The following is an 11837-nucleotide window of genomic DNA, read 5'->3' as shown; positions in this document are numbered from 1 at the left end:
GGTCCCCCTCCATCCCGGCGGGCGCTTCAGACGCCTCACATCTTGTAACGTGGATAGTTTCTTGAGCGCCGCGCCGATTGCGCCGTCAGACACCAGCGCCCCCCCAGGCAGGCGCTGCCCTCGGGCCTCCTCTCAGGCCCTGTTCTGCAGAGGCCTTGGGTAAGGCGTCTTCGATCCAACCCTCTGCCTCAAGCACCGCCCTGCGCGACAGCGCGGCCCAAAGGCAGCTTGCCGGGGCAAGGCGCGCCGCTCAGCCCCGCAGGAGACCCAGCGCAGCGGCGTGAATTTCCGGGTTCGCCGCCGCGATCACCTGCCCGCCATCATGCGCCGGACCACCCTGCCAGTCGGTGACGAGGCCGCCGGCGGCCTCGATCACCGCGATGGGCGCATGGATGTCATAGGGGTTCAGCCCGGCCTCGATCACCAGGTCGATCTGCCCGGCGGAAAGCAGCGCATAGGCGTAGCAATCCATGCCATAGCGGGTCAGCCTGACAGCCCGGGCGACGCGGGTGAAGGCCTCGCGCTCTGCCTCGGTGCCGATCTCGGGAAAGGTTGTGAACAGGATCGCCTCGTCCAGCGGACGGGCGGCGCGGGTTTTCAGGCCTGCGCGCCCTTGCGGCCCCTCGATCCAGGCCTGCCCGAACCCGCCAAAGAAACGCTCGCCTATATAGGGCTGGTCGATGATGCCCAGGTGCGGCCCCTCGGCATCGGAAAGCGCGATCAGCACCCCCCAGGTCGGCGTGCCGCTGAGAAAGCCGCGGGTGCCGTCGATCGGGTCGATCACCCAGGTCAGCCCGCTGGTGCCGGGGGTGCTGCCCAGTTCCTCGCCCAGGATGCCGTCATCGGGGCGCAGGCGGGCCAGTTCGGCGCGAATCTCCTCTTCGGCGGCGTGATCGGCCAGGGTGACCGGATCGAATCCGGTTGCGTGCTTGTTATCGACACCGAGGTCGGGCCTGCGGAAATATGGTAGTGTCGCGCCACGGGCGAGGTCGGCCAGCCTGAGCGCGATCTCGACAAGCGCCTGACGGGCCTCGGGTGTAAGGGCTGCGGATGATGCCATGCGCGCGGTTCTCGCCTTGCCTGCTGGTGCGGCACCGGCCGCGCAAATGCGCGCTACCGCGCCCTGCAACGCAGGTCAAGTATACCGAACGATGCCGCGCAAAGCCTTCAGGGCCGCATCAGCGCCCCCTGGGGCGAGTGCGCTCAGGCCGCGCTGCCCAGGGCCCGGGCCAGATCGAACAGCCGCTTCCTCTGGGCCTCGGGAATGGCATAATAGGTGCGCAGCAGCTCCATTGCCTCTTTCTCGGCAAAGAGATCAGGCGCCACTTTCTTGCCACCTTGCATGACCCCCTCGACCCCTTCGAAGAAAAAGCTCACCGGAACCTCCAGCGCCGTGGCAATATCCCACAGGCGCGAGGCGCTGACCCTGTTCATGCCGGTTTCGTATTTCTGGATCTGCTGGAACTTGATCCCCACCGCCTCGGCCAGTTGCTGCTGTGTCATGCCCAGCATCCATCGACGCTGACGGATGCGTTTGCCGACCTGAATATCAACGGGGTGTTTCAATTGGCCTCTCCTTAACCAGAACATGGGGCCGCTACCTTGCTAGTCAACCGGTCAAAGCCTTTACCGATCAACCGCCAGCGAGACTCCAACCAGCATATCCGGTGTCTCGTCATGCCCCGCAAGCGACATACGCGTGCCGCAGCAACAAAACCACGCGTCAGGGGCGATTTCGCGCAAGAACATTTCGCGTATAGCTTGTTTTTGCAACGCGCATTGCATTTTGCAAATGCAGAATGCGCAAAACTTGCGCACCCGGCTGCCTTTCGCGAATCACTGGGCCCCCGCAAGGGCCTGACAGCCGCAATCCCGACAGCTCGACCCGGGCCAGGCCCGGTGCGCGCTTTGCGCCGTCCCGCGGCGTGCTATGCTTCGCCGTCGGGCTGTCAGGAGGGAAAACGTTGAAGCGAATTGTTGTCGAGGCGACGGGCGCCCCGCCGCGTCTGACCGATGGCCCCGAGCCCAGCCCCGGCCCCGGCGAGGTGGCGCTGCGCGTCCGGGCCTGCGGGTTGAACTTTGCCGATCTGCTGATGATCGCCGGTGCCTATCAGGAACGCCCCGAGCCGCCCTTCACCCCGGGTATGGAGGTGGCCGGAGAAGTCATCGCCACCGGCCCCGGCACCGATACGCCCGCCCCCGGCAGCCGGGTGCTGGCCTTTCTCGGCCAGGGCGGACTGGCCGAAACGGTCATCGTCCCGGCGGCGCATTGTCTGCCCCTGCCCGACGGCATGAGCTTTGCCGTGGCCGCGGGCTTTCCGGTCGCCTATGGAACATCTCACCTGGCCCTTACACACAAGGCGCGGCTCGCCCCCGGCGAAACCCTGCTGGTGCTGGGGGCGGCGGGCGGCGTCGGACTGACGGCCGTGGAAATCGGGCGGCAGCTCGGCGCCCGCGTCATCGGCTGTGCCCGTGGTGCAGACCACCTGGCGGCGGCCGAACGCGCCGGGGCGCATCATCTGATCGACAGCGAGGCAGGCGACCTGCGCGCCGCACTCAAGGCGCTGGGGGGTGTCGATGTGGTCTACGATCCGGTGGGCGGGGCGCTTTTCCGCGAGGCGATGCGCGCCACCCGCCCCGGCGGGCGGCTCCTGATCATCGGATTCGCCAGTGGCGATGTGCCGCAAATCCCGGCCAACCACCTGCTGGTCAAGAATATCGACGCGCTCGGCTTCTACTGGGGCGGGTATCTGCGTTTCGCGCCCGAGCGGCTCAATGGCAGCCTGGCCGAGCTGATGCGCTGGTATGGTGAGGGGCGGCTGAAGCCGCATGTCGGCCATACCCTGCCGCTTGAACGCACCGCCGAGGCGCTGGACCTGCTGCGCCAGCGCAAATCCACCGGCAAGGTCGTCATCACCCTCAGCGGTGTCTGAATCAGGCGCCCATTCGACGGCGATCGGCTGCCACACGACTGATACCCAAGAGTTGACTCGCGCCGCAGAGTGGTCACGCTTAAGGTAGGGCTCATCAACAAGGGAGATTTTTCATGCGTAGACCGATTCTCATGGCAAGCTGCGCGGCGGTTCTCGGCCTGGCGGCCTGCGACGGCATGACCTCGCAGGAGCGGATGGTCGTTGGCGGGCTGGCCGGCGCCACCGTCGGCGTGGTCGCAGCCGATTTCCTGCGCGCCGACCGCAACTGGACCATCATCGCCGGGCTGGCCGGGGCGACCGCCGGCGCGCTGGTGGCCCGCAACCAGCAGTCGAACGAATGCGCCTATGCGCGCGGCGACGGCACCTATCGCATCGCGCCCTGCCCCTGATCAGCCCGGGCAGACGCCCCGGTCCGCGCAGCACTTGCGCGGGCCGGAAGCCAGGTTTTGGACACGAGCCGGTGAAATCCGCGTGACAGTGCCGCATGGGCACCGGATTTCCTTGAAAAAGCCGCATCTTCAATCAATATAAGAGCCAAGGCGATTTCCAGCCGGAAACCGCACCAAGGCATGTGAACGGAGGAACCGAATGGCAGAATATCAAACCATGCGCCGCACCGCGGCGGGCGCCCGTACCGGCGCCCAGATCGACGCGGGCCTGCGCGCGCATATGAACAAGGTCTACGGGCTGATGTCGGTGGGCATGTTGCTCACGGGCGGCGTGGCATGGGCGGTTGGCACCAGCCCCGCGCTGCTGTCGATCTTCCGCGACCCGGTGACGCTGCAGCCCAACCTGCTGGGCTGGGCCGCGATGTTCGCGCCGCTGATCTTCGTCTTTGGCTTGGCGGGCATGATCAACCGCATGTCGGCAGCCACCGCGCAGCTTGTGTTCTACACCTTCGCGGCGGTGATGGGGCTTTCGATCAGCTGGATCTTCGTGGCCTTTACCGGCATCTCGATCGCGCAGACCTTCCTGGTGACCTCGATCGCCTTCGCAAGCCTCAGCCTCTGGGGCTACACCACCAAGAAGGATCTCTCGGGCTGGGGCACCTTCCTGATGATGGGGGTGATCGGCCTGATCGTGGCGATGGTCATCAACATCTTCCTGCAATCGCCCGCGATCATGTTCGCGGTCTCGGCGCTGGGTGTTCTGATCTTCGCGGGCCTCACCGCCTATGACACCCAGTCGATCAAGAACGAATACATCCAGCACGCCGCCCATGGCGATCAGGAGTGGCTGGACAAATCGGCCACGATGGGCGCGCTGCGGCTCTATCTCGACTTCATCAACATGTTCATGTTCCTGCTGCAGTTCCTCGGCCAGCGCGAATAACCGCGCGGCATGGCAGGGCCTGAACAGGGCCAGAATATCGAAGGCCGGCGCAAACCTCGCGCCGGCCTTTCCTGTTGCGCCCACCCTTTTCCTGTTTCGCCCCCGCCCCGGCAGGCGGCACAGGTGAAATGGCGGCCCCGCGCCCATCCTTCACTGTGAGAAAAATATCCCCGCCGGAGGCTCCCGCCAGTCGCCACAAGCGCGGGCGCGCCCCCCCTCACGACCCCGCCGCCGCACGATACCAGGCGCGGATGGCGGCGCGGTCATCCTCGCTCATCCAGTCGAAAGCCGGGGGCGGCATCGCCTGGCTCAGCCCCGACTGGGTGTAGATCGCCCGCGCATGGCGCGCGATCTCGTGCGGGTCATCCAGACGCACCCCCTTGGGCGCCCAGTGCAGCCCTGGCCACATCGGCTCGGCGGCATGGCACATGGCGCAGCGCCCCGCCACGATGATCTCGACCTCGTCAAACCCCGGCGCCTGGGCAAAGCGCAGTGCCGCGCCCGTCAACTCGGTGCCCTCTTCCCCAGCCCGCTGCATCGGCGCGGTCGAAAGCCACATGATGACGATGAAGATCACCGTGGTCGCCAGCCAGGTCCAGTGCGGCTTGCCGCGCCCGGCATGCATTGAGTTGAAGTAATGCCGGATCGTCACCCCCATCAGGAACACCAAGCTCGCGATCACCCAGTTCCATTCGGTGGCGAAGGCCAGCGGGTAATGGTTCGACAGCATCAGGAAGATCACCGGCAGGGTGAGGTAGTTGTTATGCGTCGAGCGCAGCTTGGCGATGCGGCCATATTCCGGGTCGGGCGCGCGCCCCGCCTTGAGGTCGGCCACAACGATCTTCTGGTTGGGAATGATGATCAGGAACACATTGGCCGTCATGATCGTGGCAGTGAAGGCCCCCAAGTGCAGCAGCGCAGCACGCCCCGAAAACACCTGCGCATAGCCCCACGCCATGACCACCAGCACCACGAACAGCAATGCCATCAGCAGCGTGGGCCGATGCCCCAGCCTTGAGCGGCACAACAGGTCATAGGCCAGCCAGCCGAAGCCGAGGCTCGCCACCGAGATCGCCACCCCCTGCCAGACCGCCAGATCGGCCACCGTGGCGTCCAGCAGATAATACTCGGCGCCCAGGTAATACATCAGCGCCAGCAGCGCGAAACCCGACAGCCAGGTGGCATAGCTTTCCCATTTGAACCAGGTCAGATGCTCGGGCATACGCTCGGGCGCGACCATATATTTCTGGATGTGATAGAAGCCGCCGCCATGCACCTGCCATTCCTCGCCCGAGGCGCCGGGCGGCAGATCGGGCGATTTGCGCAAGCCCAGATCGAGCGCGATGAAATAGAAAGACGATCCGATCCAGGCAATCGCCGTGATCACATGCAGCCAGCGCAGGGCAAACTCGGCCCAGGCGCCGATTATGGCCAGTTCGAACATCGCCACTCCTCAGTCTCGCCGCCAGCTCGCGGCCTTCGCCATGCGCCCAGATGAACACCGCCGCGCGCCGGCGCGCAAGCCCGCACCCGCCGCGCGGTCAGCTTCCGCGATAGGTTGAATAGCCGAATGGCGACAAAAGCAGCGGCACATGGTAATGCGCGGCCGCATCATCGATCCCGAACCGGATCGGCACGATATCAAGGAACCGCGGCGCCCCGCCCGGCGCCCCCTGCGCATCCAGGTAATCACCCGCGTGGAACACCAGCTCATAGATGCCCGTGGCGAAATCTTCGGCGGGCAGGATCGGGCCATCGGTGCGCCCGTCGGCATTGGTCACGCGCTCGGCCAGCTTGCGCCGCGCCGCCCCCTCGATCGCGAAAAGCTCGATCTTCAGGCCCCGCGCCGGGCAACCTTGCGCCGTGTCCAGAACATGGGTCGTCAGATACCCGCCTTGCCCGCTTTCAGCCGTCATGGTGCACCCTCTGCGTTGCCGATGTAGATTAAGGTCTTTCAGGAAAACCCCGAATGGGTCAACACTGGCCCCAGGCGAAAGACCCCGAAAGAGGATCGCAGCGACATGCCCCACCTGCCCCCCCGCTACCCGCGCGACCTGCGCGGCCATGGCCCCACGCCCCCCGATGCCGCCTGGCCCGGCGGTGCGCGCATCGCCATCTCGCTGGTGCTTAACTTTGAGGAAGGCGGCGAAAACTGCGTGTTGCATGGCGACGCGGCGTCCGAGGCGTTCCTGTCCGACATCCCCGGCGCGCAGCCCTGGCCGGGGCAGCGGCACTGGAACATGGAATCGGTCTATGATTACGGCGCGCGGGCGGGATTTTGGCGCCTGCACCGGCTGTTTGCCGCGCGCGAACTGCCGGTCACGGTTTACGGCGTGGCCACGGCCCTGGCGCGCAGCCCCGAACAGGTCGCTGCGATGAAATCCGCCGATTGGGAAATCGCCAGCCACGGGCTGAAATGGGTCGAGCACCGCGACATGCCCGAGGCCCAGGAACGCGCTGCCATGGCCGAGGCCATCCGCCTGCATACCGAGGTCACCGGCGCCCCCCCGCGCGGCTGGTATACCGGGCGCGCCTCCGCCAACACCGTCCGCCTTGCTGCCGAAACCGGGCAATTCGACTGGATATCAGATACTTACGATGACGACCTGCCCCACTGGATGGAGTTCGGCGACCGCGACCAGCTGATCTTGCCCTATACGCTCGAGGCCAACGACATGCGCTTTGCCACCGCGCCGGGCTGGGTGACGGGGGGCGATTTCGAGGCCTACCTGCGTGACGCCTTCGATGTGCTCTACGCCGAAGGCGCGGCCGGCGCGCCGAAGATGCTCTCCATCGGGCTGCACTGCCGGCTGATCGGGCGACCGGGCAAGCTTGCCGGGCTGATGCGTTTTCTCGACCATGCGCAAGCCCATGAGGGCGTCTGGTTCGCCCGACGCCTCGACATCGCCCGCCACTGGGCCAACACCCACCCCCACCAGCGCCGCGAGCGCCCGCACCGGATGGACCGCGCCAGCTTTGTCGCCCGTTTCGGCGGCATCTTCGAGCACTCCCCCTGGATCGCCGAACGCGCCCACGCGTTCGAGCTTGGCCCGGCCCATGACAGCGCCGCGGGGCTGCATAATGCCCTGGCCCGCGCCTTTCGCAGCGCCAGCCCCAAGGAACGCCTGGGCGTGCTGCGCGCGCATCCCGATCTGGCCGGAAAACTCGCCGCCGCGCGCCGCCTCACCGCCGAATCCACCGCCGAACAAGCCAGCGCCGGGCTCGACGCGCTCACCGATGACGAACGCCGCGCCTTCACCAAGCTCAACACCGCCTATACCGAGAAACACGGCTTTCCCTTTATCATCGCCGTGCGCGACCATGACAGACAAGGCATCCTCAACGCCTTCCGGCGGAGGCTGGAGAACAGCCGCGAGGCCGAATTCACTGAAGCCTGTGCCCAGGTCGAACGCATCGCCTTTCTGCGCCTCAAGGAGATTCTGCCATGACCGATTACGCCTCAGCCCCCGGCGGCCTGCCGCCCCAGGGCACACTGCACACCAGCCGCGCCACCTTCACCGAGGCTTATGCCCTGATCCCCCAGGGCGTGATGCGCGACATCGTCACCTCATACCTGCCCGGCTGGCACGACACCCGCGCCTGGGTGCTCGCCCGCCCGCTTTCGGGCTTTGCCGAGACGTTTTCGCACTACCTGATGGAAATCGCCCCCCATGGCGGCAGCGAAACCCCCGAACCCGATGGCGACGCCGAAGCCGTGCTCTTCGTCACCCATGGCGAGGGCTGGCTGCGCCTCAATGGCGGCGAAGAGGCCATGGGCCCCGGCAGCTACGCCTATATCCCCCCCGGCCTGCACTGGCAGTTCCATAACGGCGCCGGCACGCCGGTGCGCTTCCACTGGATCCGCAAACGCTACGAGCCCGCACCCGGCCTGGCCCCGCCCGAGCCCTTTGTCACCAATGAGCAGGACGTGCCCCCCAGCCCGATGCCCGGCACCGATGCCTGGTCCACCACCCGCTTCGTCGACCCCGATGACATGGCCCATGACATGCATGTCAACATCGTCACCTTCCAGCCCGGCGGCAACATCCCCTTCGAGGAAACCCATGTCATGGAGCACGGGATCTACATCCTCGAAGGCCGCGCCAGCTACCGGCTCAACCGCGACTGGGTCGAGGTCGGGCCGGGCGATTTCCTCTGGCTGCGCGCCTTCTGCCCGCAGGCCTGCATCGCCACCGGCCCCGGCCCGTTCCGCTACCTGCTCTACAAGGATGTCAACCGCCACGCCCGCCTCGGCCCAGCCCCCGCCTGACCCTTCAAGCCCTTCTTCTTGGCGAAAATATCCTCGGGGGGAATTGCCCCGCGGCGCGGGGCAAGGGGGGCAGACAGCCCCCCACCCCGCCGCCGCAGGCGGCCAATTTCAAACCATCGCCGCAGGCGGCCAGTTCCGGATCGCCGCCGCCCGCGCGGCCATGCCCGCAGCCTCAGCCCGGGTCGCGCCAGCGGTTCACCATCGGATAGCGGCGGTCCAGCCAGAAGGCGCGGCGCGTCAGCCGCGCGCCGGGTGCCGCCTGAAACCGCTTCCACTCCGCCCCGTAAAGCAACCCCTCGACGCGGCGCACCACCTGCGTGTCATGGCCCTCGGCCACCAGATCGGCCAGCGCGGCATCGCGGTCCACCAGCCCTTCCAGGATCGCGTCGAGCACCGGATAGGGCGGCAGGCTGTCCTCGTCGCGCTGATCCTCGCGCAGCTCGGCCGAGGGCGGCTTGTCGATCACCCGCGGCGGCATTACCTCGCCCGGCGGGCCCTTCATCCAGGGGCGATGGTTGGCGTTGCGCCAGCGGCAGGTCTCGAACACACGCGTCTTGTAGAGATCCTTGATCGGGTTGTAGCCGCCATTCATGTCGCCGTAGATCGTGCAGTATCCCACGGCAATCTCTGATTTGTTGCCGGTGGTCAGCAGCATCTCGCCAAACTTGTTCGACAGCGCCATCAGCAGCGTGCCGCGAATGCGCGATTGCAGGTTTTCCTCGGTCACGTCGGCCTCGCGCCCCACAAACAGCGGCGCCAGTGCGGCTTCCATGGCCTCCTGCGGGCCGGTGATCGGCAGCTCGTCGAGCCGGGCGCCAAGCGCCGCAGCCACCGCGCGCGCATCCTCCACCGAGGCCGCAGCGGTATAGCGCGAGGGCATGAGCACGCAGCGCAGGTTCTCCGGGCCCAGCGCATCGGCCGCGATGGCGGCCACCAGCGCCGAATCCACGCCCCCCGACAGCCCCAGCAGCACGCGTGAAAAACCGCTCTTGCCCAGATAGTCGCGCGTGGCCTCGACCATGGCGCGGTAATCCTGCTCCCAGGCATCGGGCTGCGGCGCCAGCGTGCCGGGTGCGGCGCGCCAGCCGTCAGGCGTCTCGGTGAAATCGACATGCACCAGCGCCTTGTCGAAGGGCGGCAACTGCACCGCGAGCCGCCCGCCGGGGTTGAGCACGAAGGAGGCCCCGTCGAACACCTGGTCGTCCTGCCCGCCCACCATGTTGAGGTAGACCAGCGGCAGCCCCGTCTCGACCACCCGCGCCACCATATGGTTCATCCGCGTATCGAGCCGCCCGCGCGAATAGGGCGAGCCATTGGGCACCAGCAGTATCTGCGCCCCCGATTCCGCCTGTGCCTCGGCCACATCCTCGTACCAGGCATCCTCGCATAGCGGCGTGCCGATGCGCAGCGGCCCCACCCGGTAGGGCCCCGATATGTCGCCCGGCGCATAAAGGCGGCATTCATCGAACACGCTGGTATTGGGCAGGTGATGCTTGCACAGGCTGGCCATGACCTGCCCGCCCGAGAGGATGAAATACGCGTTGTAAAGCAGCCCGTCACGGCGCAGCGGCCCGCCGATCCCCAGGGCCGGGCCCTGCGCGCAATCGGCGGCCAGCGCCTGCAATTCGGCCATGGCGGCCCGGGCGAAGGCGGGTTTGCGCACCAGATCCTGGGTCTGGTAGCCGGTGAGGAACATCTCGGGCAGCGCCACCATGTCGGCGCCGGCCGTGCGCGCGGCCTCCCAGGCGCGGCGCGCGGCGTCGGCATTGGCCGCAAGCGCCCCCACGGTGGGGTTGAGTTGTGCCAGCGTCAGGCGAAAGCTACGGGTCATCGGCGCCCCCTCGAAAACGCCCGTGTCATATCAGACTGGTGGCCAAGGGAAAGCGCTTTGCAGGCCGCCGCCGCGGATCAGCGCACACGCCGCGCAACGCAAGGCAAAAGGACTGCGCCGGTCTTGGCCAACCCTCCCGCCTCTGCCTGTCTGATCATCCGGGAACTGGCGGGGGTGGCCAGAGCCCCTGAAGGGCGATGCCGCCCGTGTGGCGTTTCCCCCTGTCTCTCCAGCGACCGGGGCCGTTCCCGGGGCATTCAGGCGTCGAAGGAAAAGGAAGAAGGATCGCGAAACAGCCCCCCGGCGCAGCCGAAGCCACGCCGGAGGGCAGTTTGTTCAGCTCACTTGCTCAGTGAACCTTTTCCTTTGAGGATTCTGTCTCGACATCGACATCAACATCCGTTTTGTCCTGACCAGGTACAAACTTCTCACTTTGCGTATTGAAAGCTTTCTCCGTGGTCGTTGTCGTGGTCGTGGTCGTGGTTATCACGTCCTGAAAGTTGCTCTTGTTGTTGTCGGATGCTTTGCCGCCCGACTTCTGCTGAGCTTGGTTATAGACGGGACCAGTTTCCGTCTGAACGTCCACATCAACGTCGATGATCGGATCGCCATACACAATGTTCGGGTTGGCCGAAGCCGATGCCGCAAACATCATCCCGGCAGCCGCAGCCGCCAATACCAGGTGGCTCTTCATCACTAATACTCCAGTTGAACAAGGCCTCCGGCGAATGATTCGCCGGATGGCTTCTTGATTTCCGCAAGCAGAACTCAGGAAGATCAGTCAGCGCAGCAGGGCAGGCACGCCAAGAGCGCTGGTGGTGTTCTCAGGATGTGGGGACTTCCCGTCAGCGGGAAAACAACGACACGAAACGAAGCTTATAATGAGCCTCGAAACGCCTCCTGTGCAGCCTCTGCACGGGCTTCCACATTGCCCAGTTCACGCGGTACGGCAAGCGAAATCGTGGCGGAATGGACCATGGGATCGCAGGAATGTGGCGGTATGTCGCTCACTCTGAAACATTCAGTGCCATGAATGAAGCATTTCGTACGACCAGTGAGCAGTCCGACAGGCCAGGCTCTTACGATCGTGGGCGTACGGGCCCGTGATTCATTGGTGAATCGCCGACCACTCCAGAAGCCGGAACCGCCCGGGGAAGCCCGCAAACAGATGTATATAAACAAATAAATTTGAGTGCAGCAGGCCGGCACGCTGACCGCCTTCACCGTCCGGCTCGCAAGCCAAACCGCCGGGGCGCTGTCGCTCGTTTGCCGATAGCACGCCGTCCTGTCCCTGCCCGGACCACCCGACCGGGGCATTTCCACGGACAAAGCCAACCGCTTGCCTTGCCACATTGGTCATCCTGGAAAGTGGCTGGGGTGGTAGGAGCCCTTGATTGGCGTTCAGTCGTATCGGTTTTCCCCGTGATCCCTTGCCAACTGGGGCACAACTTGGGGCAATTCAGCGCCAGAG

General features: G+C 66.0%; 11 protein-coding genes. 5 read left to right on the top strand and 6 right to left on the bottom strand.

Annotated features, from left to right (window positions below; genetic code table 11):
- Window positions 1-250: 250 nt before the first annotated feature.
- A complete protein-coding gene (gene hisN / locus DQ229_RS09180; RefSeq protein ID WP_114965985.1) occupies window positions 251-1060 on the bottom strand; it encodes a histidinol-phosphatase in 810 nt (269 codons plus the stop codon).
- 143 nt (window positions 1061-1203) lie between these two features.
- Window positions 1204-1566 (bottom strand): helix-turn-helix domain-containing protein, encoded by a 363-nt coding sequence (locus DQ229_RS09175; RefSeq protein ID WP_114965984.1) that lies wholly within the window; start codon window positions 1564-1566, stop codon window positions 1204-1206.
- Between the two features lie 398 nt (window positions 1567-1964).
- On the opposite strand from DQ229_RS09175, the gene DQ229_RS09170 reads away from it, so the two are divergent.
- The 3 genes from DQ229_RS09170 to DQ229_RS09160 all read left to right on the top strand — a co-directional run bounded on the left by DQ229_RS09170 (window position 1965) and on the right by DQ229_RS09160 (window position 4265).
- The gene (locus DQ229_RS09170) at window positions 1965-2933 is read left to right on the top strand and encodes an NADPH:quinone oxidoreductase family protein (protein ID WP_238381017.1); all 969 of its coding nucleotides are present in this window, start codon (window positions 1965-1967) and stop codon (window positions 2931-2933) included.
- A gap of 113 nt (window positions 2934-3046) precedes the next feature.
- The gene (locus DQ229_RS09165) at window positions 3047-3322 is read left to right on the top strand and encodes a glycine zipper 2TM domain-containing protein (RefSeq protein WP_114965982.1); all 276 of its coding nucleotides are present in this window, start codon (window positions 3047-3049) and stop codon (window positions 3320-3322) included.
- A 199-nt stretch (window positions 3323-3521) separates the two neighbouring features.
- Complete coding sequence (locus DQ229_RS09160; protein WP_114965981.1) at window positions 3522-4265, top strand: Bax inhibitor-1/YccA family protein; 744 nt, start codon at window positions 3522-3524, stop codon at window positions 4263-4265.
- Between the two features lie 217 nt (window positions 4266-4482).
- Here the strand turns inward: DQ229_RS09160 and DQ229_RS09155 are convergent, their stop codons facing one another.
- Both DQ229_RS09155 and uraH read right to left on the bottom strand, forming a co-directional pair.
- A complete protein-coding gene (locus DQ229_RS09155; protein WP_114965980.1) occupies window positions 4483-5709 on the bottom strand; it encodes a urate hydroxylase PuuD in 1227 nt (408 codons plus the stop codon).
- Between the two features lie 97 nt (window positions 5710-5806).
- Window positions 5807-6181, bottom strand: a complete 375-nt coding sequence (uraH, locus tag DQ229_RS09150; RefSeq protein WP_114965979.1) for a hydroxyisourate hydrolase — start codon at window positions 6179-6181, stop codon at window positions 5807-5809.
- A 105-nt stretch (window positions 6182-6286) separates the two neighbouring features.
- On the opposite strand from uraH, the gene puuE reads away from it, so the two are divergent.
- Together puuE and DQ229_RS09140 are read left to right on the top strand one after the other, a co-directional pair.
- Window positions 6287-7714: an allantoinase PuuE gene (gene puuE, locus DQ229_RS09145; RefSeq protein ID WP_114965978.1), complete on the top strand. Its 1428-nt coding sequence runs from the start codon at window positions 6287-6289 to the stop codon at window positions 7712-7714.
- The gene (locus DQ229_RS09140; RefSeq protein ID WP_114965977.1) at window positions 7711-8535 is read left to right on the top strand and encodes a bifunctional allantoicase/(S)-ureidoglycine aminohydrolase; all 825 of its coding nucleotides are present in this window, start codon (window positions 7711-7713) and stop codon (window positions 8533-8535) included. The genes puuE and DQ229_RS09140 overlap by 4 nt, the downstream gene beginning before the upstream one ends.
- Window positions 8536-8707: 172 nt before the next feature.
- Here DQ229_RS09140 and DQ229_RS09135 read toward each other — a convergent pair whose 3' ends face one another.
- Together DQ229_RS09135 and DQ229_RS09130 are read right to left on the bottom strand one after the other, a co-directional pair.
- On the bottom strand, window positions 8708-10366 hold the full coding sequence (locus DQ229_RS09135) for an NAD+ synthase (protein WP_114965976.1): 1659 nt from the start codon (window positions 10364-10366) through the stop codon (window positions 8708-8710).
- A gap of 349 nt (window positions 10367-10715) precedes the next feature.
- Window positions 10716-11060 (bottom strand): hypothetical protein, encoded by a 345-nt coding sequence (locus DQ229_RS09130; protein ID WP_114965975.1) that lies wholly within the window; start codon window positions 11058-11060, stop codon window positions 10716-10718.
- Between the last annotated feature and the right edge of the window lie 777 nt (window positions 11061-11837).

Source organism: Alkalilacustris brevis (assembly GCF_003350345.1).
Taxonomy (GTDB): Bacteria; Pseudomonadota; Alphaproteobacteria; order Rhodobacterales; family Rhodobacteraceae; genus Alkalilacustris; species Alkalilacustris brevis.
The sequence above is the reverse complement of the archived record's forward strand: the minus strand, read 5'-3'. Positions and strand labels throughout refer to the sequence as shown.

Bases quoted from the DNA above. Each gene is read 5' to 3' on its own strand.
- hisN (WP_114965985.1), bottom strand. From the start codon at position 1,060: ATGGCATCATCCGCAGCCCTTACACCCGAGGCCCGTCAGGCGCTTGTC.
- DQ229_RS09165 (WP_114965982.1), top strand. From the start codon at position 3,047: ATGCGTAGACCGATTCTCATGGCAAGCTGCGCGGCGGTTCTCGGCCTG.
- DQ229_RS09160 (WP_114965981.1), top strand. From the start codon at position 3,522: ATGGCAGAATATCAAACCATGCGCCGCACCGCGGCGGGCGCCCGTACC.
- DQ229_RS09155 (WP_114965980.1), bottom strand. From the start codon at position 5,709: ATGTTCGAACTGGCCATAATCGGCGCCTGGGCCGAGTTTGCCCTGCGC.
- uraH (WP_114965979.1), bottom strand. From the start codon at position 6,181: ATGACGGCTGAAAGCGGGCAAGGCGGGTATCTGACGACCCATGTTCTG.
- puuE (WP_114965978.1), top strand. From the start codon at position 6,287: ATGCCCCACCTGCCCCCCCGCTACCCGCGCGACCTGCGCGGCCATGGC.
- DQ229_RS09140 (WP_114965977.1), top strand. From the start codon at position 7,711: ATGACCGATTACGCCTCAGCCCCCGGCGGCCTGCCGCCCCAGGGCACA.
- DQ229_RS09135 (WP_114965976.1), bottom strand. From the start codon at position 10,366: ATGACCCGTAGCTTTCGCCTGACGCTGGCACAACTCAACCCCACCGTG.
- DQ229_RS09130 (WP_114965975.1), bottom strand. From the start codon at position 11,060: ATGAAGAGCCACCTGGTATTGGCGGCTGCGGCTGCCGGGATGATGTTT.